Consider the following 25208-nt stretch of genomic DNA (forward strand, 5'->3'; position numbering starts at 1 on the left):
ACGAAGGTAAATAGTCACTAAGGTTCTCAACCTCAGTTATATTTTCGAACAAGATTACTCCCTTCTGAAGCTATATCTGTGATTTGATTTTATTTTTTATTTAGATAAAACCAAGAAATGAGAATTAAACTAATAAAAAACCATTGCTCCATGGTAAATAAAAATAGTCGAACACTTTGCGGTAATAAAGTAAGCTGTAAAATAACCATAATAAATAACCAAATGATCATCACATTTACTAGTCCATTCAGAGATGGCTTACGTATAAGAATGAACAGTAATAGAATAAAAGTGATAACCCCAAGTGCTACATGATAGAGTGTTTCAGTACCAAGAAGTATAGCTGCAAGCGTTTGATACCCACCCACTACTACTAAACTATAATTGAGAACAATCTGGATCATTTGATGTTCCGACAAGCTCATTTTCTTTAACTTATAAAATACAAATAAGATTGTTATTATAACCGCAATTAATAATCCGTCTGATCCACCAGTAAAGTATAAAAGTGAAAGAGGACTTTTTAGGACCAGCTGTGGCTCAAGTATTAGTAAGCTGGCTTTCCAGGAGACAAATCCGATAAAAATACCGTTTGACAGGATATCAAAAATCTTCTTTTGAGAATCCTTTTCATGAGTAACTTTTAACCATACTTTTATAAAAACAAGCCCTGCTATAATTGCTATTCCAAGAATGACCCATTTTAGTAGAATTGATAAAGAACCTATTTGAATAACTGCCATTCGTTTTTCCCCTTAATTTCATGGATTACAGGTTAACCGCATGTTCATTATACCATACCGGGTATATATAAATATACTCTAAGTTGGTTATTCAATTATTTGCTAAACCACGTATCTCAAATGTTTCGGTGATTTGAATTGAATCCTTAACAGATTGTATCATACTACAGTTTTTCCGAGTAACTTCTAACGATTTTTGAATTTGTTTTTCACTTATGTTCTTTCCGGTTACTATAAAATGAAGATTTATTTTGGTGACTCGGTTTGCTTCCTCGGGATTTCTATCGACGGTTGCTCTAACCCTTATAGAATCCACTTGTATTCGTTTCTTTTCCAGCACTTTAGTAAATATTCCAGAACTACAGCCTACTAATGAAGAAACAAGTAACTCAACAGGCCTTACTCCCTTGTGAGGATCTGCTGAGACATGTAACTCCTGATATTCGGTTTGTATACGGCATGAGCCATCTCTTACTTCGTATTCAAACAATTCGTTTCTACCTCCTGCATAGTGAAAACTTTATTTACACTATTATGGCATAGAATTATTAAGTTTCTGTTAAGAGGCTTTTGAAAAAAGTTCTAAACACTAATTATGGATGGTGGACCTCCAGTAGAAAAAGGTCCTTTTTCGGATAAATATGCTTTTATCACTTCAATTGCGTGTACATGTTTCGGTTGTTTTCTGTTGCTATATTGTTTAAAGAGCTGTTCTCCCGCACTAATAATGCGATAAACCTTCTCTGGGTTAAAGGGTTCACCATTAATCGCTAAATACTGAATACGATGTCCCTTTGGATTATAGGGCTTATATGTCATAAATAAGCCACTGGAACGTAAGACATAGCCTCCCTTTTGTTGAAACGGATCTGTCGAATATACTTGTTCAAGATTTTTTTCTAGTTCTTGAAAGATTTCATTACCTGTTAGCTCCAACGAAAAAATCTCCGGGTTGGTAGGGATGATTGTATGCAAATCATATAAAGATATGTTTCCTGGTGCGACAGGAGTACCGTATCTCCACCCGTGAGAAAATGAAAAATCTGCATCAAATGGGTAAAGATAAGAGTTTGTTATGAGCTTGTCCATCGGCGCTTCGTTTAGCGTCATTCTATGAAGCAATGTATCAGATTTTCCGACTATTTCTTCTTTCATAAACGAATAAGGCTCCATTACCTGTTGAATTAGGTAATTAATTTTGTCATTATCTTCAAATTGACTTACATCTAACGGAATAAATTTATGCGAGTAGTCTATAACTCTGTTCTTCTCACATGTTACTTCCAGTAATCCGAGAAAGGAACCACTAGCTCCCGATTGAAAGATAAGGGTTTCATTTTGAATGATTGGTTTTGTTATACGGTCATGACTGTGTCCACTCACAATCACATGGATACCACTAACCAATGATGCTAGTTTGTAATCAAGCGGTAATCCCATATGGCTTAAAAGGACTATGAGATCGACATTCTCCTTTTGTAAAGCTTCAACACACCTCTTAACCTCATCTACCCCAATTGAAAATTCTAAGCCAGCAGAAAAAGCCTCAGGCATCGTTACATCTACATATGGATAGGTTGTTCCAATTACACCAACAGTGACATCATTCACTTCTTTTACAATATAGGGTTCAAATAATGAGGTGACCCTCGTTTCCTTTATATGTACATTACATGCGACTGCAGGAAATGGCAGCTGCTTCACCAATTTTACAAGTTGATCTGGTTCATACGCGTAATCCCAATTGCCTGGAACAAATGCATCAATTTGCATCTCCTGTAAAAGCGGAAGGACCGCTTCGCCCCTCGACAAAACCAGTGGGGCAGTGCCGTGAAATAAATCTCCACCGTCTAGGAACAAGACATTTTGGTTCCGTTTTAGTTCTTTAACAAATTGAAAAATCCTTGAAAAGCCACCTACCCTCCGGAGATGATAGTTGCTATTCCAAAAGAGCTCATTATGTTCCTCAAAATTTCCATGTGTATCATTCTGCTGAATAATTGTAAGTTTCTTTGCCATCATCCCAACTCCTCATAGTAATTGATTTATGAGTAGTATGAGCATCTTTAAAATCTATAGTAGAAAAATTTCCACAAACAAAAAAGGAGGGTGTGCTCCTCCTTTCTCGTTAAAATATTTTTTGTAGCAATATAATGACTCCTACCAGGAGCCAGACAAGAACACCAGGTCATATTGGCGGAATGCCCTTAACCTTTGAGTCCTTGTTTGTCTTAATTCCTCAAGTACCATTACCACAATTCTTGTTGGGCTTCTCCATTGTTTCACCCCATTTCAATTTTGGTACAACTACACGTTAAAAATGAACAAAAAGGTCAGCTGACACCGCTTCATTAAGGATCCACTTTATCGGAACCTGTTCAATCGAGTATAAAAAATTTGTATGATTTTGAATATCTAAATCAACAGCATACAATTTAACCCCCGAGTCTACTGCTATATCAAAGAGTTCGCGAATAGTTGGTGCGTTAAAATTCTTTAACGCTTTTGACAAATATTCAGTTCCATCAGAAACAACTGGAACAAACCCTTTATCAAGTAAATTAACACCTTTTCTTAAAAAAGCTAATGAAACATTAGCTCCTGAAGAAGCTGCGCCAACCGCAATATTCAATGGAGGATATGCCGATTCTAATTCATCATGTAAGACTAACACAACTACTTTTCGTTTTTTCATTAGAAGTCCCCCTTCAATAGCTCAAAACGGCATCTGCTTCATATGCTTTTTCTAGAAAAGTTACAACACCAGCTAATTCGGCTCCATCTATAAGTTCAAGACCATCTGCAATTAATACATTCATTTGACAACCAAATAATTTTATTCCTTTATCAACTGCATTTTGTAAAAGAATATCTAGATCAACATTATGATTCCTTTTTCTAACCTTTACATAATTCTTATCAAGAACTCTTGCACCATCAAGGTCAAAGAATACACTTACTTTATGCCCATTCTCGACCATGCGTAAAGCTTCTTTTAAAACAAAGGGTACATTTGAACGTAATGATACAAAGAAAACAAAATTTCTCATAAAGATTACCCTTCCTTCTTTAAGCATATCGGTCTCTTTATTTTATAGAATATCCATCCAAATCTTCACTGCAGTTGCAGCGATTAAAATTGCAAGGATAATCTGTAAAACCTTTGTGTTCATCTTCTTCCCTGCATTTGCACCTAGTGGTGAAGCAATTAAGCTTGCTACAATCATAATAATGGCTGGAACATATTCAATTTGGCCTGTTGTTATTTTTCCTACAGTAGAACCAATGGATGAAATAAATGTAATTGCAAGTGAAGATGCGATTGTCATTCTGGTAGGAATTTTTAAGACAACGAGCATGATCGGTACAAGTAAAAATGCGCCGGCTGCTCCAACAATCCCAGCACCTAAACCTACAATAAAGGCAAGTACAGCAGCTAACCACTTATTAAAAGTAACTTGGTCAAATGGAACATCATCTACATTTTTTTTCGGAATGAACATCATAACAGCAGCAATTAACGCTAACACACCATAGACTACGTTAATTCCACCCTCTGACATAAATTTGGATCCAAATCCACCAACAAAACTACCTACTAAAATACTAATCCCCATATAGAGAATCAGTGTTTTATTTAAATACCCACCTTTACGATATGCCCAGACACCACCAATAGTTGCAAAAAATACTTGAACAGCACTGATTCCTGATACCTCATGAGCACTGAAAGCTGCTAAACCAAATAATGGTGGAATATATAATAGCATTGGATATTTAATGATAGATCCACCGATTCCTAACATTCCTGAGATATATGAACCAATAAAACCAATTAGAAAAATTGTAATGATAAATGTAAAATCCATTTATGTTTACCTCCTCTTGAGAAAAGGGAACCATATACGGTTCCCTTTTTTTGGTTGTTTACGCCTTTTTAATCCAGAACTTTAATACTTCATTATCTTCTTCGTGCTTTATTAGTTCATGACCACCAGACTTAGCCCAAGCTGTTAGGTCATTTATAGCACCTTTGTCAGTTGCATGAATTTCAAGGACTTGGCCTGATTCGATTTCATTCATTGCTTTTTTTGTTTTTACGATCGGCATTGGACATGCGAGTCCTTTTGCATCTAATACCTTTGCTATATTCATAAGAATAACTCCTCCTATCAATTAAGTTCGTAATTAGCGTACCGCACAACGGTTTGGTCCGATTTCCATTTCACGTTGTTTTTCTTCATCAGGAGAAATATTCCCCATGTTTGTTTCACGGATTTCTTGATATGCATTTGGTTGTGGTGGTAGGTTTTCTGTTACGATTCTTCTAAATTCTGCTTCGTCCTTAATATTTAGACCATGGTTCTTCGCAAATAGTGTTCCTAGTTTTTCGGATACACTTCCATCTTCATTTAATTCGTCAATAATCATGAAGTGAGCAGGTAAAACCACTAGGTCATCAGACAATTCTTTATAACGGTTATAAAGAGTTTCTCTTAGATCTCCTACCCAATCCTGTGCTAAACCAGCAAGGTCCGGTCTACCGATTGAATCAATAAACAGAATATCACCCGAAAGTAAGAATTTTTCATCAACAACAAAAGAAGTAGAGCCAATTGTGTGACCAGGAGAATACAGTGCATGAATAGTAATTGTTGTATTTCCAATTGTCACATCTTGACCGCCTTCTAAAGCTGCGTATTCAAACGTAACTTCTGTTGCATCTTTAGGTGGTAACCAGTAAGTTGCATTTGTGGCTTCAGCTATTTTTCTTCCTCCTGAAATATGGTCAGCATGTAAGTGAGTATCAAATACATGTTTAACTTGCGCACCCTTGCTATCAGCAAAATCAAGGAAGATATCCGTCATACGAGTTGCATCGATAATCGCTGCTTCACCGTTTGATACCACCATGTAAGATAGACAGCCTTTTCCGATACGAACGAATTGATAGACTTCTCCACCATCTTTTAAATCGCCCACTTTAACTGGCTCTAAGTGCTCACTCCAAGCCTTCATACCACCTTTAAGGTAGGATACAGTTAGCCCAGCTTCAGAAAGCATATCAGCTACCATTATAGATGAACCTTCCTTGGCACAAACTACTAAGATATCCTTATCTTTTGGCAATTTTTCAAGGATTTCTTCAACCCCGTCTAGTAATTCAAAGTAAGGAATGTTTAAATAGTCGAAGTTTTCACCTTCAATTTTCCAATCGTTAAAATCACTTTCGTTACGAACATCTAAGATAAAAAACGGTTCTCTATCAAACACTTTTCTCGTAACATCTTTTGCAGTCATTACATTAACAGTCATCTATCAATTACCCCCTATGGTATTATTAAAATTAAAAATTTTTATATTACGATTACTTATTAATTTTTTAGTGCTGTCATGATACTATTCGGATCATAGCCTAGGACCCATTTTCCATTTACTTCAGTTTGGGGTACACCCATTTGACCAGTTTTATTTACAACATACTGCATCATTTCCGGTTTTGATTCAACATTAATTTCAGTAAAAGGAATATTTTGATCTGCTAAAAAATTTTTCAACATTACACAATAAGGACAACGAGTTGTCGTGTACACTGTAATATTATTCATGAGTTCATTACTCCTTATCTCATTCATTTGTTAAACTAGTAGTTTTTCCAGCCCACTTGCTCATTCCAGGTACCACATTAATTACGTTTTTGAAACCTTTTTCTGTAAGCTTTTGTGATGCTAAATCACTTCGACTACCTGTGCGGCAAACAACATAGACTTCTTTTTCTTCATTTAGCTCATTCACTCTTTCCTCTAATTCTCCTAATGGGATAGAAACTGCCCCCGGAATATGATTAAATGCATATTCGGCAGCTTCACGAACATCGAGGACAAGAATATCTTTACCAGAAGAAATAGCATTTTCTAAATCATCGTTCGTTACTACATGGGGATGTTTTTTCTCTGTAACTTCCTCACCGCTTGCTTTACGAATGTAATGTTTAAGTACATCGCCTTCTTCTATTGTGCCAAGATATTGATGCCCAGTACTTGCAGCCCACGCTTTGAGATCTGCCTTTGACCCTTTATCAGTTGCTTGCACCTCTATAACTTGCCCGCCTTCTAAATTATTGATCGCTTTCTTAGTTTTCACAATTGGCATTGGACATGCCAATCCTTTTGCATCTAATACAAGATTCGTTTTTAATGACTCCATTCGATTACCTCCGAAAAAATAATTTTAACGTTAAATCATCAATCAAAATCAATACTTGGACACCTATACATAAGCTGCATAAATGTCCATATTAAATAAGAAGCTGTACTTCACCAATATACCAGCAACGGTATTATACAACTCAAAAAAGTTATTCAACTTTACCTTCCCAAGCGAGCATACCGCCCTCCATGTTGATCACTTTGAATCCTTGTCCTTCAAGGAATTGAGAAGCTCTTCCACTTCTACCACCTGAACGGCAAACCATAACATATTCTTTTGACTTATCAAGTTCGTTCATACGGAATTCTATTAGTCCTAATGGAATATTAACCGCTCCAGGTATTCTTCCAGCTGCAACCTCATCAACTTCACGAACATCGATAATATTTAAGGTTGTTCCTTCACTTAGTAAAGTTTCAACTTCTTTTGCTGTTAGTTGTTTCATTATGATTTCCTCCTATTAAATTTGATAATATTAACTATAAATATCCTTATCTCCAGGAGCTTACGCCACCTTTAACATTTGTTATATGCTTAAAACCCAATTTTTTTAATTGTTTGCTAGCTTTTTGACTTCTCATACCACTTTGACAAATCACAACTACTTCTTTATCTTTTGAAAGTTCATTCGTTTTTTGAGCAAGCTGATGAAGGGGCATATTTTTAAATCCTTTAATATGATAGCCTTTGAACTCACCAGGAGTACGAACATCAATAAATTGTTTGTTTTTGTCCTTTAATTCATTCTTCAATTCAGCCGTGGTAATATTTCTTACTCCAGTTGTAGGAATAAGACGTTGTACGATAAAAATTACAATTAGTGCAAAAACGATATAATTGATGTATTCCATGTTCATTCCTCCTGTTTGCAACAAAGTATTTTAGATAAACAGGTTTACATTTCCATCTTCAGCATCTGCCAAATAAGCTGCCACTCCTGCTAATTCAACATCATCTAAAAGTTCTTCTTGTTTAAGTCCAAGTAAATCCATTGTCATTGTACATGCGACAAGCTTGATATCTTGCTCTTGCGCCATTTCAATAAGCTGTGGTAATGGTAACGCATTGTGTTTTTTAATAACATCTTTAATCATTTTTGGCCCCATACCCGCCATATTCATTTTTGAAAGCCCTAGTTTATTTGCACCTCTAGGCATCATTTTGCCAAACATTTTTTCAATAAAGCTTTTTTCAGCTTTAATTTCTTCATCCTTACGTAGTGCATTTAATCCCCAAAATGTATGGAAAATTGTCACTTCATGATCATAGGCTGCTGCTCCATTCGCTATAATATAAGCTGCCATTACCTTGTCATAATCACCGCTAAATAATACGATAGTTGTTTTTTTTCTTTCAGTCATTTTGTTTCCTCCCCGTTTCCTCAAAAAAATTAGCCTTTTTTAATATAAAAATATAGAACACCATTTTCTTCTTTTGTTTCAACTAGTTCATGTCCTGTTGATGCTGTCCATGCTGTTAAATCGCTTTTCGCACCTTTGTCAGTTGCAAGAACCTCTAAGATCTGCCCTGACTCAAGACCATCAATTGCTTTTTTTGTTTTTACAATCGGCATTGGGCAAGCTAACCCTTTTGCATCTAATACTTTATCTATATTCATGTAGATTACCTCCGTTTTTTTATTTTTACCTTTACCCCTATGGGTATAATGTTAACTAAAATAAAAATGGGTGTCAACCCTATTATTTACTTAATTATTATTCAAACTTTATATGATGCTGTGATAAAAATCACATTACCTATGTTATACCCTAATGGGTATATTGTCAACATATAAAATAAAAAAGTTGGATGCATTTTTCACATACACCCAACTATAGCTATTACACGCTTTTCTCAATACATCTTATTAGTCTTTCTTCAATATCCTTAGCAAGAGTCTGTATCTTTTCATCATTCATCATGGTAATGAGTGATGTCGGTCTTGGCATTCCAATACTTGTCTTTTCATTATCAGTATAGACCACTATCTTACATGGTAGGAAATAACCTGCAATTAAGTTTTCACTCATTACTCTATACGCTTCATGGGGATTACATACTTCAAGAACTTTAAACTCTCTTTGAAAATCAAGACCTTTTGATTGCAATTTTTCCTTCAAATCGAAATTCCACAACACACCAAATTGTTCCTCTTTTAAGTTGTCCTCTAGGCTTTTTATAGCCTCTTCTATATTCTTATTCGTTGTAACCGTATAATCAAACATCATGATTCCCCTTTACCCATTATTTTACGTCAGTTAAAACTGCATAGACTGCTTCATGAAAAATCTTAACAGTAGGTTGAAATCCATTGCTATGTAAAAAATTCTCCGATTCTTTATTTTTAAAACAATATATCTACCCAAATCTTAATAGATGTTGCAAGGATTAATACTGCTAATATCCACTGTAGAATTTTCGTATTTACTTTTTTACCAATATTTGCTCCTATTGGTGAAGCAATTAAACTTGCGACAACCATGATTAGAGCTGGGAAATACTCTACCTGACCGGTTGTTAATTTTCCAATGGTTGCTCCAATAGAAGATATAAATGTTATTGCCAATGACGAAGCAATCGTCATACGAGTTGGTATTTTTAAGACCACAAGCATGATAGGTACTAAAATAAATGCACCCGCTGCTCCTACAATTCCAGCCCCAACTCCTACAATTAGTGCTAGAATGGCAGCCAACCATTTATTAAAGGTTACTTGCTCTAGTGGAATGTCATCTATTCCTTTTTTGGGGATAAACATCATTGCAGCTGCAATGACTGCCAGTATCCCGTAAACAAGATTAATTGCTCCCTCACTCAAAAGTTTAGAGCCATATCCCCCTATAAAGCTTCCTATTAATATGGCTACACCCATATATATAATAAGTGTCTTGTTTAAGTAGCCACCTTTTCGATATGCCCATACACCCCCAATCGTTGCAAAAAACACCTGAACCGCGCTAATTCCTGAAACCTCGTGAGCACTAAATGCAGCTAGTCCAAATAACGGTGGTATGTATAGTAGCATAGGGTATTTAATAATCGATCCACCAATTCCAACCATACCAGAAATAAATGAACCAATGAATCCTATTAAGAAAATTACGATTATAAATAAGAAATCCATAATTCAATCCACCTCCTCTAAACCTTATTATTTCAATTACAGGAGTTAAAATACGAGGTGAATTTTTCCCACAAACTTCTTAATAGCTGGTACAAAAAAGTTAATATTTAACTTGCCATAAAAAAAAGATAGGTTTTATACCTATCTAATCAATCATTATAATATTACTTTTTTCGCCTTGACCATATTATGATGGGAACAAGTAACAATGAAAAAATTCCTCCAAAAAGAGAGAGAGTTGCATAACTAGAATTGGCTACAATGACTCCAGATAATCCACCACCTGTAGCCCCAGATATTGCTACCAAAACATCTACGGATCCTTGCGTTTTTGCACGGCTGTGCGGATCAGTTGAATCAACAAGAAGTGCCGTACCACTAATTAAACCAAAATTCCATCCGAGTCCTAGCAATACTAGAGCGATGGTAAGGAATAACATCGAGTTACCTGGTGCAACAGCTGCAAAAACACCTGCAGCCAATAATGTTACACCGGAAGCGATAGCCATGGTATTTCGTCCAATCTTGTCAACAAGTATTCCAGTTATAAGGGATGGTAAATACATAGCACCAATATGGAATCCTATTATCATTCCTACGTCACTCAAACCATGACCATGATGACCCATATGGATTGGAGTCATTGTCATAATTGCAACCATTACCACTTGCGTTAACACCATTACTGTTGCGGCGGCAAAAATCCCTCTTTTATTATTCATAAGCATATTTATTTTTTCATTTGTACGATCATTGTTTTGTGCACTTGCTATTTTTTTAGCGATAATAAGTGGATCAGGACGCATAAAAATTAGGATCACTAAACCTGCAAGAAAATAGGTTCCAGCTGCTAAGATAAATGGCCCAGATAATTCAGGCATACCAATTTTTGATGCAAACCTTCCCATAACTTCTACTAAATTGGGACCTGCAACCGCACCAAATGTAGTGGATACTAATGCCATACTAATTGCTGTTGCTCTTTGTTTTGAGTTTGCCAAATCAGTTCCAGCATATCTAGCCTGAAGATTAGTAGCGCTACCGGCACCGTATATGAGCAATGCAGCAAAAAGAAGTAGAATATTATTAAAAACAGCTGAAATGACTACACCAACAGCTCCTATACCGCCTAGTATGAAACCTGTTGCAAGCCCTAATCTGCGACCAAAACGTTGGGATAGCCTTCCCACGAGAAGTGCTGCCCCTGCAGAACCTAAAGTGAATAAAGCAGTAGGTAACCCTGAAATATCATCCGTTCCCAGCATGTCCTTTGCAAGCAATGCACCTACAGTAATACCTGCAGCAAGACCTGCACCACCAAAAATCTGTGAAATAACAACTACCATTAGTGTTCGCTTGTATAAGGTATTCTGCTTCTCACTAGAATAAATAGGACTCTGAGAAGATTCTGATTCAGTTTTCTTATCTAGAGACTCACTATTTTTATTTGTCATACATGTTTGCTCCTTCCAGCTAAACTACAAATGGGTCTTTTGTGATCAGAAAATGTTTTTTTGTAATAGTTAACATAAACACTTATTCAATAATACCATATGGGGTATATAAAATAGAATAAAAAAATAGCTAGGAGTAATGTTTCCAAGCTATTTTACTAATTAGTTTTTTTAATGTTAACTAGATTTATTAAGTGGTGCGGCCTAAAGGCAAAGTAAACCAGAATGAATTATAATTCTGATTTGATAGTAGCCCAATCTTTCCATTATGATGTTCAACAATTTCTTTTGAAATCGAGAGTCCAAGTCCTGTTCCACCCGTTTCGCTATTTCTTGAAGAATCAGTTCGATAAAATCTCTCAAAGATTCTTTCTTGGTCCAAATCTGAAATTCGTTGGCTTGGTCCACTTACTGTCACAAGGTAGTCTTCATCCAATGCTTCACCTTTTATTATAATTGGCCCTGTGCCCTCATAATAACGGATTGCATTATCGATCAAATTACTAATTACCTGTGGAATTCCTCCATTTATAACAGTCACTATTCCATATTCCGTTTGTAATTCTACTTTAATACCTCTCTGATCCAATAACCACTTAAACATTTCAACGGATTGCTCTATAAGTAAGCGCATATCTACGTGCTGTCTTTCAGTAAAGTTTTGTATGGACGCATAATCCCATTCTTTTAATATCTCAAACTGTTCAACCATATGCGTAAGACGTTTAGATTCTTGCTGAAGTGATTCATATAGTTTTGGGTTACCTTCAATGACCCCATTACTTAGTGCATTTAAGTAACCATTTAAATTTGATAACGGCGTTCGAAATTCATGAGACAGATCCGAAATAAGCTTCTGTCGAAATTGTTGATTATTCTTTAATTGCTGTACTAATTCATTAAAATGGAGAATAAGTTGTTCTATCTCTCCATCCGATTTCACTTTAATTGGTTCGGGATAATGCCCTTGCTTCATAATTTTTGTAGACTCTATCAATCTATTCAATGGTTTAATTAACTTCGTTGTTAAATAAAAATGAACTACGCTACCCATTATGATTACACTGACACTAAATAACCATAAATATTGAAAAAGTGTCGTATTGAACTCATTCTGTTTTTGAGCATTAATTTGCCCCATTCCGTCAACCAAGAAACAAGCTGTGTTATAGATTGCCCAACTACTCAAGATGATAAATATGGCAATAACTATAATATTGGTCAGAGTTAATCTCCATAAAACCTTTTTGGGAAAGCATGATTTTAACACTTTATCCATCAACAAATTTATACCCCATTCCTCTGACCGTTTGTATTCGTTTTGGAGAAGAAGGATTATCTTCAATTTTTTCTCGTAGCTTTTTAATATGTGCATCGATCGTCCTATCTAATATCATTTTATCAGCATAGGGGTATAATTGATTTAGTAAGTCCTCTCTTGTTAAAACTACATTCGGATTTCTTAAGAAATGATATAAAAGTTTGAACTCGTGCTTAGTTAAATTTAACTTTTTATCATATAAAATAACCTCGCCTTTTCTAGGTTTTATACATAAACCACCATATGTTATCTTTTGGCAAAATTGCCCAGCCCTCCTCAGAACAGCTTCGACATGGGCCAGAAGTTCATCAGGATCAAAAGGCTTAGTTAGATAATCATCTGCACCCATTTTCAATCCCTTTATCCGATCATCGATACGTACTTTAGCCGACAACATAATTATGGATACCTCATTTTGCTCTTGTTCTCTAACCCACACACAAAAGTCTTCTCCACTTAACTTTGGAAGCATTAAATCAAGAATAATTAAACATGGATGGTATGTTAAGAAGGCATCTTTTGCTCCTATCCCATCTTCTGCTTCAATAACATGATATCCTTCCTTCTCTAAGTAGATTTTGATTAACTCGCGAATCATTTGATTATCTTCAACAACTAGTATGGATTGTGTCACATAGGTCACCCCTTGTCCATTGTACTAAACAACTAATGCTTATTTCACCTTTTCGAATTCTTGAGCCATTGAATCATAATTCATTGCGCCTATGGAAATAAATTGTATATGCCCATTTGAATCTAACAAATAAGAAGTAGGATATGCATGTACTTGGTAAGTATCCGATACACTTAAGTTTTCATCAAGCAACACGGGAAAAGTCAAACCAAAATTCTCTACAAACTTTATAACATCTTCTTGACTTGTTTCAGTTTGTGTCAAGTTAACAGCTAATATCTCAATATCTTTCTTTTCATATAATTCCTGCATGTCAGGCATCTCTGCTCTACATGGTGGGCACCAAGTTGCCCAAAAGTTAATAAAGACAGGTTTACCTCTATAATCAGACAGACTAACAGTTTCTCCATTCAATGTTTTAAGCTGAAAGTCGGGTGCTAATTCACCCTTTTTAATTCCACTACTATCAGATGTTGTCATTATATCATCATTCGTTTCTCCTTCTGATAAGGTGTTTTGCGTTGTTGTCTCACCATTGGAAAATACTGCATCAATAATTACCCAACTAAACATCCCGAATATAATTACAGCTAGAATTATTTTATTTAATTTACTCAAATCTTTAACCTCCAAGCTACTATCCTAATTTTGATAACCATGTTCCTTCTACGATATCAAGTAAAAAGCCCGTAATACGCGGCATTAAGCCTAAGAATAATACTAGACCCATTAAAATCATAATTAGTCCGCCCATTTTCATAATCAATGAACTTTTACGTACTATCCACTTTGTTGACCCGAGGAAGAAAGTCAATATTAAATAAGGTAAAGCAAAGCCAATTATATACATCATTGTATATATCATACCTTGTGCCGGATTACTTGCGGCCAATAGCAATATTGAACCAAAGATTGGTCCTATACAAGGGGTCCATCCAGCAGCAAAGCCAAGTCCCACAAAAAAAGTCCCTAAATATCCTGAAGGTTTTCTAGCAAACTGAAAACGCCTTTCCTTCATCAATAAAGAGATATTTAACCACCCCGCAACAAACAACCCCATTACAATTAAAAAGATACCTGCAATTCTCTGAATAAACAGTCCTGTTTCACCGTTTAATATCGTTTGAATCCATTCACCAAAAAAGGAAGCACTTGCACCTAAGCTAATAAAAACTAGTGAAACACCTAATAAAAATACGATAGAATGACTTAATAATTTCCCGCGTATTTTGGTATTTTGTTTTTCATGTAGTTCTTTCACACTTATTCCAGTTATGTAGGATAGATATGCTGGAAAAATAGGAAGTACACAAGGCGAGAGAAAAGATAGCGCTCCAGCAGACATAGCTAGTAACATTCCTACAATTATTACCGTATCTGCTCCAATTACATTCATAGAAACCCCTCTTTCCATTTGATATATTTAATAAAAACAAACTATTTAGTAGTCCCTAAAAAATATAATAAAAGTCCAATGTGAAAATTCTATGAAAATAACGAAATTCTTTTCACTTTAAATTAGTAATAGCGCCTCTACTTCAGTAGAGACGCTATTTTCCAGTCATATGAATATTACTCACTTCACAGGGAATAGAGGACTTATAGCTACCTATCTTATTTGTTATCCTTTTTTAATCCAAAACTTTAGTACGCCATTTTCCTCTTCATCTTTAATTAGTTCATGTCCACCTGATTTCGCCCATGCTGTTAAATCATTTTTAGCACCCTTATCGGTCGCATGAATTTCCAAAACATCTCCTAATTCCAATGTGTCCATTTCTTTCTTTGTTCTAACGATGGGCATAGGACAGGCGAGACCTTTACAATCCAACACCTTAGTTGATTGAACAGACATTGTGTTTCCTCCTTACTACCTAACCGCACATCGATTTGGTCCAATTTCCATTTCCCGCTGTTGCTCTAGTTCCGGATTGATCTTACCCATATTTGTTTCACGTATTTCCTGATATGAATTCGGTTGAGGAGGAAGATTTTCGGTTACTGTCCTTCTGAATTCATTTTCATCCTGTATATTTAATCCATGATTTTCTTTATAGAGGACTCCAAGTTTCTCAGATACACTTCCGTCATCATTCATTTCATGATGAGTCATAAAGTGTGCTGGGAGAACTAAAAGGTCATCTGCTAGTTCCTTATATCGCTTATATAAGGAATTTCGAAGATCGCTAACCCAATCCTCAGCTTTTCCTGCAAGATCTGGGCGACCAATCGAATCAATGAATAAAATATCTCCTGTTAATAAATATTGATCATCCACGACAAAGGATGTACTCCCGATTGTATGTCCAGGTGAGTATACTGCTTTAATTGTCGTTTCTCCTACCTGATATTCATCACCATCCTGAATATGGTTATATTCATATGTGACTTCATCAGCATCCTTAGGTGGTAAACAATAAGTAGCACCATGTTTTTCGGCAAGCTTTCTCCCACCTGATATATGGTCTGCATGTAGATGAGTATCAAGTACATGTGTCATCTGGATGTTGTGCTCACTAATGAACTCCTCGTATTGCTCGATCATTCGGTTTGTATCAATCATTGCTCCTTTGCCATTTGATTCGATTAGGTAAGACAAACAACCTTTCCCAATACGAACAAATTGATAAATAGAACCACCTTTTTTTAAGTCACCAATTTTTATTGGTTCCAAGTGTTCACTCCAGGCTTTCATTCCACCTTCTATAGAAAACACATTATTAGTGAAACCAGCTTCCGTAATTTGATCGGCTACAAATTCAGAGGAGCCACCTTTTGCACAAATGACATAGATATCTTTATCTTTTGGTAACTGATCTTCAACAGGTTCAATTCCATCAATTAACTCGAAATAGGGTTTATTGATAACTTCAACATTTTCACCTTCAATTTTCCAATCATCAAAATCATCCGTGTTTCTTGCATCAAGAATAAAAATCGTCTCTTTGCTTAGTATTTTTTTTACGAGCTCTTTTACAGTAATTGTTTGTGCCAAATTTGTCCCCTCCTTAGAATGTAAGTGTTACGTCTGCATCCTTCGCAAACGTTAAGAAGGTTACGGCTCCTCCAACATCAATACCTTCCACAAAATGCTCTTTTTCTAAGCTCATCACATCCATTGTCATCTGACAGGCAATCATTTTGACACCCATTTCGCTTGCCATGGAAACTAATTCTTCAATAGGGGGAACATTAGCCTTTTTAAAGCCCTCTTGGAAATGCTCTGTACCCGCCGGCATTGGTAAGTTTTTATGTCCCTCTTTATGAATGAGGTTTAACCCCTCAAATGTAAAAAAGATTCCTACTTCTGCATCCGTTGCTGCGGCAGCAGTTGCTATATTAAAAACCTTATATGCATCGAACATACCACCATTTGCAGCAATAATCGCTACTTTCATGATTAATTCCTCCTTATTTACTCTCGATTTGGCCTTTCCAGTCCTTCATACCCGGCACAACATTTTTTACATGTTGAAACCCTTTTGCTGTAAGCTGTTGAGCTGCTAAATCACTTCGACTCCCTGTGCGACATATAACATGAAGGTTTTCGCTTTTATCTATTTCCTCAAAGCGGTTTTCTAACTCGCCTAAAGGTATATTAATAGCACCGGGAATGTGCCCAAATGCATATTCAGCTGGTTCTCTCACATCAAGTATTGTAATTTTTTCGTTACCATCAATTGAATTTTTAAGATCTTCGAGTGTAACCACAGCATCGTGTTTCTTTTCAGGTTTTTCCTCTTCCAACGTTGCTTTACGAAGATAGTGCTTTAATGTATCCCCTTCTGTGACCGTCCCTAAATATTGATTACCCGTGCTCTCTGCCCATGCCTTGATATCTGCAGTAGATCCTTTGTCAGTTGCCTGGATCTCCATTACTTGTCCTGGTTCAAGCGTGGTCATTTCTTTTTTCGTTTTTACAATCGGCATTGGACATGCAAGACCTTTCGCATCAAGAACTCGATTCGCTGTTACCGCCATATGATACGCCTCCTTTCAAGACTATTATTTCTAATTAGGCTAATTGAATACCATCTAGGGCACTTCCACAAATTTCTTTCGCTGATGTGATTTTTATCACATCTTTTTTATTTACCCCGGATTAGTATAGGGGTGGGGGTATTGTTGAAGATAAATTTTTCTTATAAGGAGAGATTATAGATGGGTAAAAAAATTGTAGTTGTCGGTGGCGTTGCGGGCGGAGCTACTGCTGCAGCAAGACTTAGAAGATTAGATGAAAGTTCACAAATCGTTTTATTTGAAAGAGGAGAACATATTTCCTTCGCAAACTGCGGTTTACCATACTATATAGGAGAAACCATCAAAAAACGTGAAAAACTACTTGTTCAAACAGTAGATGGAATGAGTAAAAAATTCAATTTGGATATTAGAAATGTAAGTAAAGTAACAAAGATTAACCGTGATACTAAAACTGTTTCAGTTAAAAATCTAAAAACTAGTGAGGAATACGAAGAAAGCTATGATGTTCTCGTTCTTTCTCCGGGAGCAAAGCCACTTGTTCCACCTATTCCAGGTTTAAACGAGGCTAAAAACGTATTTACACTTCGCAATATACCTGATACTGATAAAATTAAAGGCTTTGTTGATAATAAACAACCAAAAGAAGCTGTTGTAATCGGTGGTGGTTTCATCGGCTTAGAAATGGCAGAAAATCTTGTAGAACGTGGAGTAAAGGTGACAATAATTGAAATGGCAAACCAAGTAATGGCTCCACTTGATTATGAAATGGCTACTATTGTACACAAACACCTCATTGACAAAGGAGTAAACCTCCTACTTGAAGATGGTGTAAAAGCATTTGAAGATCAAGGTAAAACTGTTGTTTTATCAAGCGGAAACAAAGTATCTACAGATATGATTATTTTATCTATTGGCGTTCGTCCAGAAAACACATTAGCTGCCGATGCAGGTCTTGAAGTTTCTGAACGTGGCGGAATTAAGGTAAATGAGTACCTTCAAACAAGTGATGAGTCAATATATGCGCTTGGTGATGCAATTGAAGTTGTTGACTTTATTAGCAGAACCTCTGCCATGGTTCCACTCGCAGGACCTGCAAACCGTCAAGGACGTATCGCTGCCAATAATATTTATGGGAAAAATGAAAAGTACCGTGGGACTCTAGGGACAGCTATTGCCAAGGTTTTTGATTTAGCAGTTGCTACAACAGGCAATAACGAAAAGGTACTACAAAGACTTGGAGTAAATTATAAAGTACTTCATATCCATCCAGCTTCACACGCAGGTTATTATCCAGGAGCACATCCAATCGCGCTTAAATTGATTTTCGAAGAATCAACAGGAAAAATCTTTGGAGCACAGGCAGTTGGAGCAGATGGTGTAGATAAGAGAATTGATGTTATCGCTACCGCAATCAAAGGTGGATTAACTGTATTTGATTTAACTGAGCTTGAATTAGCGTATGCTCCTCCATTCTCATCTGCCAAAGACCCAGTTAACATGGCTGGATATGTTGCTACAAACATGATTGATGAAGGTGTTGAAACCGTTCAATGGTATGAAATCGATGCAATTGTAGAAGATGGAGGATTGCTTATTGACGTTCGTGAACCAAGTGAAAGAGAAGCTGGTTACATCAAAGGATCAGTCAATATTCCATTAGGAGAGATCCGCGACCGCTTTGAAGAACTCCCTAAGGACAAAACAATTTATGTATCATGTCAAGTAGGGTTAAGAGGATATCTTGCTACAAGAACTTTAATGGCCAACGGTTTTAAAGTAAAGAATCTTGATGGTGGTTGGAAAACATATTCAGCTGTATATCATTAATTAAAAAAAGTTCACAAAGTGTTAATCCGTCTTGGGGACCTTTATTCTCTTTGTTATATACCGTTAAGAAAAGTGTTAATTAAATATGAGACTATTGCACATATGGGAATTATAAATAAGAATAACCAAGACTATATCAATAATAATTCAACTTTTTTATGAAATTGGCAGGAAAGAGTCCGGTTCTAAACTGTATTCATTCCTGCTAATTAGCTACATAATACAAAAACTTTAACTTTTGAGTGACAAGCCCAAATACACTGCCTTTATAGTTATTTAGGATATATGCCACTGATTCCAGACTTTTTTACTAATCATAAAAAATCTACAAAACAAAATAGGTTGAGTATCCCGGTTGAATATGGAGCCTTCTCTCCTTTTTTACCAGCATTTTTATTAGTCCAGTTTTTGGCCTACAAATTGAATAACATGTGCTAAGCCGGTATGCAATTCTCCCTCATATCGAATAGCCTCACCCATAAAGAAGTGAACAATCCGCCAATCCGAAAAGGTATGCAGGAACTCTTCTGGAGAATATAGGGAATCAATATCTCTTGGTCCCCCGCTTTTATAGGGAAGTTGATAAATTGAATATACTTCTGTTATAAAATACCCCCCTGGCTTTACTGCCTTTTTTACTCCTGCAAGTGTTTTATTACGTATTTCCTTGGGGAAGTGTCCAAAAACACAAATAATTTCATCCCACATTTCTGTTTCCCAAACAGCTTCATTCAAATCTACATACTCTGTTTGAACAGTTACTCCTTTGTTCTCGGCAAGCTTTCTTGTTTTTTGCAGTCCAGACTCCGCATAATCCCAAGCAGTCACCCTCATTCCTTGTTCAGCTAAAAAAACGGCATTCCGGCCTTCACCTTCAGCAATAGCCAAAGCATCCCCGGATAATTGAAGTTTTTCCTGCATTTCGGATATGAACACATTTGGCTCTGTCCCATAAACATAATTCTCAGTTTGAAAACGATTATTCCAATGGTTGTTCATAATATTCTCCTTTCCGGCCCTAATCAAATATGTAAAAAAGGGCTAAAAATAGCCCTTTAACTTTAAACTCGAAGCACAGTAAACTGTCCGCCTCCGAATAATGTCTTTACATAATCAATCTTTACATCATTAAAATATACTTGATCTCTTTCATTTATTAAAAAGCTGATTCCATCCTGCTCTGTTATTTCATCATTTTCTAAAGCTGACTCTTCCAGAGTCAGACGAAGCTGCGGTCCCCCTCAGCCAACGCCCATAGAAAAGCGAATCAGCGGTTTTCTACCCTCATCGATGATATCTTGAACCTCTTTGATAATGGCTGAAATTGCAGCATGTGTTACTTTGACCATTTTAACACCCCCGTTTCCTTTTTTATAGTATTTGTATTTTTCGAATGATTAATATACTGCTATAGGTATTTTGTATTCAAGTAAATTTATCTTGTCAATTATCACAACTGGTACCATGCTTTAAATAATAGCTCTTTCTTAGTCTTTTCTAGAAGTTATGAACTAGTAAACAATCTGTCCTACAGTGATAAAAACTATATTAAAGACGGTACATTACATTGGCTATAATTACTGAATATAAACGTATCCCTTCTGTACCATATTCATGCTATTGTTTCAATTCTAATATGCACGAAATTATTTTACTTACCTTCACAATAGTGAAAAGCTACCCTTTTCAACAAAAATGCTTAATAAAAAACACCGCTAGTGCAGCGATGTAAAAATGTGCATAAGGTAATATCTCGAAATTGTATTAAGGAAGTAATCACTTCAAATTCTTGATAAATAATCTTTATGAATTAGACATATTATCCCTAATTTTTCTATCCTACTTGAATAAAAAATGACTTTCCCAATCATTAATTGATATATTCCCAATAGACCTCATTGATTTTTTTGTCGCGTTCACGTTGAATCTTTTCGAATAAAGCACCCATTTCAGAAACATTCGATATCTTGCTTATGTTTTTAATGTTAAATTTTTGTGAGTTTCTTATTCACAGGTGCAAATTGTCAACAGTTACATTCCTTAGAATTTTGTGTAATCATAAAACCAAACTCTATCAGAGATATACTTAATGTGTCCATCCTCTACTGCTTTTTTCCACTTGTATATTGATATTTGATTTAACGCCTCAATTTCACCTTTACTTCTTATTCTATGGCGCTTTCTTCTTCTTCTTAAATGTGAAGCTATGATTTGATTTGCATTTTTTCTTTCTTGTTCAATAACTTTATCAAGATCTTCTAACTTCATTCTTCTCATTGTCTTCCCCATTTTTAGAATTTCTTTTGCAGCTTGATACTGTGCTATCTCTTATTTTCTTAAAATTTATAGACTCGTTTGTATGAATTTTTCTAAATTTTCAAACAACACAGTTTTACATTTACATAAAAAAGCTCAGAGAAAATTCACTCTGAGAGATTATTGCGTCTTTAATGAAAAAGTACATCTCAGGGTAAAACTACATAATAACTTTTACACTAGTAAGATGATTTAAAAACTTATTAAGTTTATCAATACATTCTTGTCTGTCATATATTAATGGATCGTTACTTTTTTTCTTTTTATTTAGTGGATCGATTTTCATTAAATAAATATAATTTTGTACTATTTGATTGCTGATACCATCGTCAAACTTCTTAATCATATCTTTAATTTCATTTGAAAATATAAATTTACTTTTAAATTTTTGAATATCGCTTTCTTCAACTACTAAGTAACTACCAATATTCTTGGATTCCAAATATAAATTATCTAATAAATAAGCAACCTTCTCTGTAGAAATCCCAAGTTTTTTTGCTATGTCACCTTTAGTGTTATATTGTCTTCTAATTGCTAGCTGATTAACTTCACTTTCAACAAAAACCAATGAACTTAATGACGTTACTTCTTCATTTGCTCTATATACAGAAAGTTCTCCATTAATAATATCTTGAAAAACCCCTCTTAGTCCTGTTCTAAACTGACAGTATTTTCTTACTACCGAATTAAAACCAATATATTCTATATTTTTTTGGGGTTGAAATGGTTTAGCAGTTAGGTTCAAAAATTGAAAAAAACTTATTATTGAGGAAGCTTCAAACTTATGATAACCATTTCTAACTTTCCCCTTTTTTATTACTCCAATTTCTTCTAAAGCAATTGACTGTCGCAGTGTAAGAGTATATCTCTTCAACTTATCAATTTCCAAGTCAATTTTAGCTTCATTCGCTTTGTAATCTGACAAACTTTTTAAATTAACAAGAGTATGTTCCCTTGATTTTTTGACTGATTTCGTTTCTAACTTCCCACTTTCAATTAATTTATTTATAGTACCAATTCTTTTGTTTAAGAAATCAGCTGCTTCCTGTCTAGTTAACCATTGTTTATTAAGAAATTCCCTGTTTTGCCCTCTAACCTTCATAATATTACCATTCCAGTGGTAATTGATATAGTTTGCAAATGCTTCATACATAAAGTACAAGTTCTTATCTTTACCATATTTTCCAACCATGTCTTTGTAAATCCTTCCAAACCCTCGCAGCAGGCCCTCGTTTTGATTACCCAATTTTCTATGATAATTATCTAAAAATGTATAGAAGGAATCGGGGAAATTCTCAAAGGAATTAAATATATCATTCATAATACTATTTCTTTGCTCAACTGAAAAATTAGCATTAACTGTTTTATGTAAAAATTTCGAAGTTAGATTAGTGATAATAAACAATGCATCTTTAAAATCTAATGAGTATAGGAAGTTATTATTTGAGGTATGTATTCCATGCATTTTTTCATAAATGAATCTTTCAATCCCATTTTCATCTAAGTAAACAGGCATCATATTACGATAATCTCTGCCACATATACATTTTGATAAATTGCTTTTAGTTTTAATAAAAATTTTCCTATGACAAGTATCACATTTATTAATTAACAAGCACTTATGAATATGACACATATTATACTGATGAAGATCCCAAACTTTTTTGTAATATAGATCCTGATTAAGGCAGTGAGGGCAAATTTTCACGTTCAATCTATGTATCTTAACTCTCAAAGTTGAATCTATAAAGCTATCAGTATTATTATAATCCCCTAATGCCGGTAAAAAAGTCATCCCTATTATTGTTTCTATATCTAAGTTAGTCATGTCGGAAAGCTTTTGCAAGCTGGGATGGTCGGAATCACAATTATAAATATGATTTATTACGTGAAGAGAATTTACAAGATTTAGACATTCAAATACCCACTTTGTTTTTTCGTATTTATTTTCAGTGGTCAATCTTATAATAAAACTACTTATACTCTCATCTATCTTAGGCTGAGGTACTATCAAAAAGTTTCTCATATAATCCCTCCATTATCCAAAGAATATTCAGTCATTTACAAATAAAGAAAATAGAGAAGCTAAAAACTTCTCTATTTTTTATTTAACTCAATTTAGTCCAGCAAATTATGAAAATCATTCCGGAGAATTATGAAAATCATTCCGACGAATTATGAACAGATTCCGATTAATTATGAAAAATTACATTTAACTAAACAGATCGTTTTAAAATTAAGGATTTCATGAGTCTCCATCGTTTCATGAAAAGCCAATGTTTCTTGTTGTTCCAACTTCTCACCCCCTACATACCGTTTACTTTCCCCATTCTAAAATTACTTTAGCAATTATGTTTTTTGGTAATTTATCCCCTTTAATGATTAATGAATAATTAAGATTAGAAAATTGAAATATTAGAAACGATAAGAGAAAGGAGTATGAACATGGTGAAACAATTAGCCTTACATGAAACTTTAGAGGTGCATGAACTTTTAATCGTGAAAAATTTGACTCTGACAAAGTCAGCAACAATGAATAAGCTTGTTCAAGACCCTGAATTAAAAGCAATCCTGACACAAGAAGTCGCAGCTGATACGATGTTTATTGAAAAACTGAAGAATTATTTAACAGATGGGAGTAATCAAAATGAATAACTTAATGAAAACGATTATGGGGATGGGAGCGATGACCGATAAAGTTATTGCTACAGACTTCCTTGTCTCCACAAAAGCTGGAATTCGGAACCTTTCCTTTGCTCTAACCGAAACAACGACACCAGAGTTAAGGACTGCCATAAGAGATGAGCTAAGAAATGCTGTGCAAACCCATGAAAGAATCACCCATTTCATGATTGAAAGGGGGATTTATCATCCTCATGATTTAAGCAAACAACTTGAAATCGACATGCAGATTACAGACACTGCCTTACAGCTTTCGGAGGAACATTAAGAACAAAAACTCCTGTTTATTTGCAGGAGTTTAAGCACTGTATCATAATTTTTTTTCATAGCAATAAAAGGGGAGTTCCCTACCATGGAAAGACATTTCTCCAGCCTTTTTATATCCTAGTTTCATAAATAAACGTTGTGCTTTACGATTAAGTGAATACGTATCAATTCTTAAATAGGGTACTCCATTTTTAATGGCAATCTTTTCTGCATGTTGTATTAGCTGACTTGCTATCCCGCTTCCTCTTTCGTTCGGATCGACAACAAGACGGTGAAACGTATACGCAGGACCTTCATTCTCCCAAGGAATTCCCTTATATTCTAAAGGTTCATTTTGATCAACGGTAATGGAACCAATCAAATTATTAGATTTTTCCATAACATACAATGCGACATTATCAACATCTTCAGTAAATATTTCAACATTTGGATATGTATCATTCCATTGATCATTTTGTTCTTCTGCCATGATCGTAACAGTATCCTTGACAATCATCATCAGTGCGTCAATATCTTCAATTTTTCCTTGTCTGAGCATGTATCTATCCCCTTTACTAGCATCATAATTTTCATCATAACAAGCTCCTTAATAGAAGTCCAACCATGAACAACGAACAAATGAACTTATGAAAATAGTTTTGGAAAGAAT

General features: G+C 35.1%; 32 protein-coding genes. 3 read left to right on the plus strand and 29 right to left on the minus strand.

Going from position 1 to position 25208, the window contains the following annotated elements; genetic code table 11:
* Nucleotides 1-89: 89 nt before the first annotated feature.
* The 25 genes from BMSHG_RS16410 to BMSHG_RS16530 all read right to left on the minus strand — a co-directional run bounded on the left by BMSHG_RS16410 (nt 90) and on the right by BMSHG_RS16530 (nt 17467).
* On the minus strand, nt 90-743 hold the full coding sequence (locus BMSHG_RS16410; protein ID WP_019155546.1) for a hypothetical protein: 654 nt from the start codon (nt 741-743) through the stop codon (nt 90-92).
* Between the two features lie 91 nt (nt 744-834).
* Nucleotides 835-1233: an OsmC family protein gene (locus tag BMSHG_RS16415; RefSeq protein ID WP_019155547.1), complete on the minus strand. Its 399-nt coding sequence runs from the start codon at nt 1231-1233 to the stop codon at nt 835-837.
* A gap of 92 nt (nt 1234-1325) precedes the next feature.
* Nucleotides 1326-2762 (minus strand): bifunctional metallophosphatase/5'-nucleotidase, encoded by a 1437-nt coding sequence (locus tag BMSHG_RS16420; protein WP_019155548.1) that lies wholly within the window; start codon nt 2760-2762, stop codon nt 1326-1328.
* Between the two features lie 295 nt (nt 2763-3057).
* Complete coding sequence (locus tag BMSHG_RS16425; RefSeq protein ID WP_019155549.1) at nt 3058-3438, minus strand: hypothetical protein; 381 nt, start codon at nt 3436-3438, stop codon at nt 3058-3060.
* Between the two features lie 13 nt (nt 3439-3451).
* On the minus strand, nt 3452-3793 hold the full coding sequence (locus tag BMSHG_RS16430) for a DsrE/DsrF/DrsH-like family protein (RefSeq protein WP_034659055.1): 342 nt from the start codon (nt 3791-3793) through the stop codon (nt 3452-3454).
* Nucleotides 3794-3835: 42 nt separating this feature from the next.
* Entirely contained in the window at nt 3836-4612 is a 777-nt protein-coding gene (locus BMSHG_RS16435) for a sulfite exporter TauE/SafE family protein (protein WP_019155551.1), read from the minus strand.
* 58 nt (nt 4613-4670) lie between these two features.
* The gene (locus BMSHG_RS16440) at nt 4671-4898 is read right to left on the minus strand and encodes a sulfurtransferase TusA family protein (protein WP_019155552.1); all 228 of its coding nucleotides are present in this window, start codon (nt 4896-4898) and stop codon (nt 4671-4673) included.
* Between the two features lie 33 nt (nt 4899-4931).
* Complete coding sequence (locus BMSHG_RS16445) at nt 4932-6059, minus strand: MBL fold metallo-hydrolase (protein WP_019155553.1); 1128 nt, start codon at nt 6057-6059, stop codon at nt 4932-4934.
* A gap of 59 nt (nt 6060-6118) precedes the next feature.
* Nucleotides 6119-6352 carry a glutaredoxin family protein gene (locus BMSHG_RS16450; RefSeq protein ID WP_019155554.1) on the minus strand — a complete coding sequence of 78 codons (234 nt, stop codon included), beginning with the start codon at nt 6350-6352 and terminating at the stop codon, nt 6119-6121.
* A gap of 19 nt (nt 6353-6371) precedes the next feature.
* Nucleotides 6372-6950 carry a sulfurtransferase TusA family protein gene (locus tag BMSHG_RS16455; protein WP_019155555.1) on the minus strand — a complete coding sequence of 193 codons (579 nt, stop codon included), beginning with the start codon at nt 6948-6950 and terminating at the stop codon, nt 6372-6374.
* Between the two features lie 151 nt (nt 6951-7101).
* Nucleotides 7102-7398, minus strand: coding sequence for a rhodanese-like domain-containing protein (locus tag BMSHG_RS16460; RefSeq protein WP_019155556.1), 297 nt, complete (start codon nt 7396-7398; stop codon nt 7102-7104).
* Between the two features lie 46 nt (nt 7399-7444).
* Nucleotides 7445-7804, minus strand: a complete 360-nt coding sequence (locus BMSHG_RS16465; protein WP_019155557.1) for a rhodanese-like domain-containing protein — start codon at nt 7802-7804, stop codon at nt 7445-7447.
* A gap of 30 nt (nt 7805-7834) precedes the next feature.
* Entirely contained in the window at nt 7835-8314 is a 480-nt protein-coding gene (locus BMSHG_RS16470) for a DsrE/DsrF/DrsH-like family protein (RefSeq protein ID WP_019155558.1), read from the minus strand.
* Between the two features lie 29 nt (nt 8315-8343).
* Nucleotides 8344-8571, minus strand: a complete 228-nt coding sequence (locus BMSHG_RS16475) for a sulfurtransferase TusA family protein (RefSeq protein WP_019155559.1) — start codon at nt 8569-8571, stop codon at nt 8344-8346.
* Between the two features lie 223 nt (nt 8572-8794).
* Nucleotides 8795-9178 (minus strand): DUF302 domain-containing protein, encoded by a 384-nt coding sequence (locus BMSHG_RS16480; RefSeq protein WP_019155560.1) that lies wholly within the window; start codon nt 9176-9178, stop codon nt 8795-8797.
* Between the two features lie 119 nt (nt 9179-9297).
* A complete protein-coding gene (locus BMSHG_RS16485; RefSeq protein ID WP_019155561.1) occupies nt 9298-10077 on the minus strand; it encodes a sulfite exporter TauE/SafE family protein in 780 nt (259 codons plus the stop codon).
* Between the two features lie 164 nt (nt 10078-10241).
* Nucleotides 10242-11531 (minus strand): MFS transporter, encoded by a 1290-nt coding sequence (locus BMSHG_RS16490; RefSeq protein ID WP_019155562.1) that lies wholly within the window; start codon nt 11529-11531, stop codon nt 10242-10244.
* Between the two features lie 190 nt (nt 11532-11721).
* Nucleotides 11722-12810: a sensor histidine kinase gene (locus BMSHG_RS16495; RefSeq protein WP_034659059.1), complete on the minus strand. Its 1089-nt coding sequence runs from the start codon at nt 12808-12810 to the stop codon at nt 11722-11724.
* Entirely contained in the window at nt 12803-13486 is a 684-nt protein-coding gene (locus tag BMSHG_RS16500) for a response regulator transcription factor (RefSeq protein WP_019155564.1), read from the minus strand. The genes BMSHG_RS16495 and BMSHG_RS16500 overlap by 8 nt, the downstream gene beginning before the upstream one ends.
* 39 nt (nt 13487-13525) lie before the next feature.
* Nucleotides 13526-14104, minus strand: coding sequence for a TlpA family protein disulfide reductase (locus tag BMSHG_RS16505; protein WP_019155565.1), 579 nt, complete (start codon nt 14102-14104; stop codon nt 13526-13528).
* A gap of 19 nt (nt 14105-14123) precedes the next feature.
* Nucleotides 14124-14882, minus strand: coding sequence for a cytochrome c biogenesis CcdA family protein (locus BMSHG_RS16510; RefSeq protein WP_019155566.1), 759 nt, complete (start codon nt 14880-14882; stop codon nt 14124-14126).
* A gap of 225 nt (nt 14883-15107) precedes the next feature.
* Nucleotides 15108-15341 carry a sulfurtransferase TusA family protein gene (locus BMSHG_RS16515; RefSeq protein WP_019155567.1) on the minus strand — a complete coding sequence of 78 codons (234 nt, stop codon included), beginning with the start codon at nt 15339-15341 and terminating at the stop codon, nt 15108-15110.
* 15 nt (nt 15342-15356) lie between these two features.
* Nucleotides 15357-16481: an MBL fold metallo-hydrolase gene (locus BMSHG_RS16520; protein WP_019155568.1), complete on the minus strand. Its 1125-nt coding sequence runs from the start codon at nt 16479-16481 to the stop codon at nt 15357-15359.
* A gap of 13 nt (nt 16482-16494) precedes the next feature.
* Nucleotides 16495-16884, minus strand: coding sequence for a DsrE/DsrF/DrsH-like family protein (locus tag BMSHG_RS16525; protein ID WP_019155569.1), 390 nt, complete (start codon nt 16882-16884; stop codon nt 16495-16497).
* 13 nt (nt 16885-16897) lie between these two features.
* On the minus strand, nt 16898-17467 hold the full coding sequence (locus BMSHG_RS16530) for a sulfurtransferase TusA family protein (RefSeq protein WP_019155570.1): 570 nt from the start codon (nt 17465-17467) through the stop codon (nt 16898-16900).
* Nucleotides 17468-17647: 180 nt separating this feature from the next.
* Between BMSHG_RS16530 and BMSHG_RS16535 the strand changes: the two genes are divergently transcribed.
* The gene (locus BMSHG_RS16535; RefSeq protein ID WP_019155571.1) at nt 17648-19294 is read left to right on the plus strand and encodes a CoA-disulfide reductase; all 1647 of its coding nucleotides are present in this window, start codon (nt 17648-17650) and stop codon (nt 19292-19294) included.
* A 396-nt stretch (nt 19295-19690) separates the two neighbouring features.
* Here the strand turns inward: BMSHG_RS16535 and BMSHG_RS16540 are convergent, their stop codons facing one another.
* The 3 genes from BMSHG_RS16540 to BMSHG_RS16555 all read right to left on the minus strand — a co-directional run bounded on the left by BMSHG_RS16540 (nt 19691) and on the right by BMSHG_RS16555 (nt 23636).
* Nucleotides 19691-20293, minus strand: a complete 603-nt coding sequence (locus BMSHG_RS16540; protein ID WP_019155572.1) for a class I SAM-dependent methyltransferase — start codon at nt 20291-20293, stop codon at nt 19691-19693.
* Between the two features lie 1041 nt (nt 20294-21334).
* The gene (locus BMSHG_RS16550) at nt 21335-21571 is read right to left on the minus strand and encodes a hypothetical protein (protein ID WP_019155574.1); all 237 of its coding nucleotides are present in this window, start codon (nt 21569-21571) and stop codon (nt 21335-21337) included.
* A gap of 199 nt (nt 21572-21770) precedes the next feature.
* Entirely contained in the window at nt 21771-23636 is a 1866-nt protein-coding gene (locus BMSHG_RS16555; RefSeq protein ID WP_019155575.1) for a TniQ family protein, read from the minus strand.
* 419 nt (nt 23637-24055) lie between these two features.
* Here BMSHG_RS16555 and BMSHG_RS16565 point away from each other — a divergent pair, with 419 nt between their 5' ends.
* Nucleotides 24056-24265: a hypothetical protein gene (locus tag BMSHG_RS16565; RefSeq protein ID WP_019155577.1), complete on the plus strand. Its 210-nt coding sequence runs from the start codon at nt 24056-24058 to the stop codon at nt 24263-24265.
* Complete coding sequence (locus BMSHG_RS16570) at nt 24258-24560, plus strand: spore coat protein (RefSeq protein ID WP_019155578.1); 303 nt, start codon at nt 24258-24260, stop codon at nt 24558-24560. Before BMSHG_RS16565 ends, BMSHG_RS16570 begins: the two co-directional genes overlap by 8 nt.
* A gap of 42 nt (nt 24561-24602) precedes the next feature.
* Here the strand turns inward: BMSHG_RS16570 and BMSHG_RS16575 are convergent, their stop codons facing one another.
* Nucleotides 24603-25097 (minus strand): GNAT family N-acetyltransferase, encoded by a 495-nt coding sequence (locus BMSHG_RS16575; RefSeq protein WP_019155579.1) that lies wholly within the window; start codon nt 25095-25097, stop codon nt 24603-24605.
* Between the last annotated feature and the right edge of the window lie 111 nt (nt 25098-25208).

The organism is Robertmurraya massiliosenegalensis JC6 (assembly GCF_000311725.1).
Taxonomy (GTDB): Bacteria; Bacillota; Bacilli; order Bacillales; family Cytobacillaceae; genus Robertmurraya; species Robertmurraya massiliosenegalensis.

Excerpts from the sequence above, each read along its gene's own strand:
- BMSHG_RS16410 (WP_019155546.1), bottom strand. The coding sequence starts at position 743 with ATGGCAGTTATTCAAATAGGTTCTTTATCAATTCTACTAAAATGGGTC.
- BMSHG_RS16420 (WP_019155548.1), bottom strand. The coding sequence starts at position 2,762 with ATGGCAAAGAAACTTACAATTATTCAGCAGAATGATACACATGGAAAT.
- BMSHG_RS16425 (WP_019155549.1), bottom strand. The coding sequence starts at position 3,438 with ATGAAAAAACGAAAAGTAGTTGTGTTAGTCTTACATGATGAATTAGAA.
- BMSHG_RS16430 (WP_034659055.1), bottom strand. The coding sequence starts at position 3,793 with ATGAGAAATTTTGTTTTCTTTGTATCATTACGTTCAAATGTACCCTTT.
- BMSHG_RS16435 (WP_019155551.1), bottom strand. The coding sequence starts at position 4,612 with ATGGATTTTACATTTATCATTACAATTTTTCTAATTGGTTTTATTGGT.
- BMSHG_RS16440 (WP_019155552.1), bottom strand. The coding sequence starts at position 4,898 with ATGAATATAGCAAAGGTATTAGATGCAAAAGGACTCGCATGTCCAATG.
- BMSHG_RS16445 (WP_019155553.1), bottom strand. The coding sequence starts at position 6,059 with ATGACTGTTAATGTAATGACTGCAAAAGATGTTACGAGAAAAGTGTTT.
- BMSHG_RS16450 (WP_019155554.1), bottom strand. The coding sequence starts at position 6,352 with ATGAATAATATTACAGTGTACACGACAACTCGTTGTCCTTATTGTGTA.
- BMSHG_RS16455 (WP_019155555.1), bottom strand. The coding sequence starts at position 6,950 with ATGGAGTCATTAAAAACGAATCTTGTATTAGATGCAAAAGGATTGGCA.
- BMSHG_RS16460 (WP_019155556.1), bottom strand. The coding sequence starts at position 7,398 with ATGAAACAACTAACAGCAAAAGAAGTTGAAACTTTACTAAGTGAAGGA.
- BMSHG_RS16465 (WP_019155557.1), bottom strand. The coding sequence starts at position 7,804 with ATGGAATACATCAATTATATCGTTTTTGCACTAATTGTAATTTTTATC.
- BMSHG_RS16470 (WP_019155558.1), bottom strand. The coding sequence starts at position 8,314 with ATGACTGAAAGAAAAAAAACAACTATCGTATTATTTAGCGGTGATTAT.
- BMSHG_RS16475 (WP_019155559.1), bottom strand. The coding sequence starts at position 8,571 with ATGAATATAGATAAAGTATTAGATGCAAAAGGGTTAGCTTGCCCAATG.
- BMSHG_RS16480 (WP_019155560.1), bottom strand. The coding sequence starts at position 9,178 with ATGTTTGATTATACGGTTACAACGAATAAGAATATAGAAGAGGCTATA.
- BMSHG_RS16485 (WP_019155561.1), bottom strand. The coding sequence starts at position 10,077 with ATGGATTTCTTATTTATAATCGTAATTTTCTTAATAGGATTCATTGGT.
- BMSHG_RS16490 (WP_019155562.1), bottom strand. The coding sequence starts at position 11,531 with ATGACAAATAAAAATAGTGAGTCTCTAGATAAGAAAACTGAATCAGAA.
- BMSHG_RS16495 (WP_034659059.1), bottom strand. The coding sequence starts at position 12,810 with ATGGATAAAGTGTTAAAATCATGCTTTCCCAAAAAGGTTTTATGGAGA.
- BMSHG_RS16510 (WP_019155566.1), bottom strand. The coding sequence starts at position 14,882 with ATGAATGTAATTGGAGCAGATACGGTAATAATTGTAGGAATGTTACTA.
- BMSHG_RS16515 (WP_019155567.1), bottom strand. The coding sequence starts at position 15,341 with ATGTCTGTTCAATCAACTAAGGTGTTGGATTGTAAAGGTCTCGCCTGT.
- BMSHG_RS16525 (WP_019155569.1), bottom strand. The coding sequence starts at position 16,884 with ATGAAAGTAGCGATTATTGCTGCAAATGGTGGTATGTTCGATGCATAT.
- BMSHG_RS16530 (WP_019155570.1), bottom strand. The coding sequence starts at position 17,467 with ATGGCGGTAACAGCGAATCGAGTTCTTGATGCGAAAGGTCTTGCATGT.
- BMSHG_RS16535 (WP_019155571.1), top strand. The coding sequence starts at position 17,648 with ATGGGTAAAAAAATTGTAGTTGTCGGTGGCGTTGCGGGCGGAGCTACT.
- BMSHG_RS16540 (WP_019155572.1), bottom strand. The coding sequence starts at position 20,293 with ATGAACAACCATTGGAATAATCGTTTTCAAACTGAGAATTATGTTTAT.
- BMSHG_RS16550 (WP_019155574.1), bottom strand. The coding sequence starts at position 21,571 with ATGAGAAGAATGAAGTTAGAAGATCTTGATAAAGTTATTGAACAAGAA.
- BMSHG_RS16555 (WP_019155575.1), bottom strand. The coding sequence starts at position 23,636 with ATGAGAAACTTTTTGATAGTACCTCAGCCTAAGATAGATGAGAGTATA.
- BMSHG_RS16565 (WP_019155577.1), top strand. The coding sequence starts at position 24,056 with ATGGTGAAACAATTAGCCTTACATGAAACTTTAGAGGTGCATGAACTT.
- BMSHG_RS16570 (WP_019155578.1), top strand. The coding sequence starts at position 24,258 with ATGAATAACTTAATGAAAACGATTATGGGGATGGGAGCGATGACCGAT.
- BMSHG_RS16575 (WP_019155579.1), bottom strand. The coding sequence starts at position 25,097 with ATGCTCAGACAAGGAAAAATTGAAGATATTGACGCACTGATGATGATT.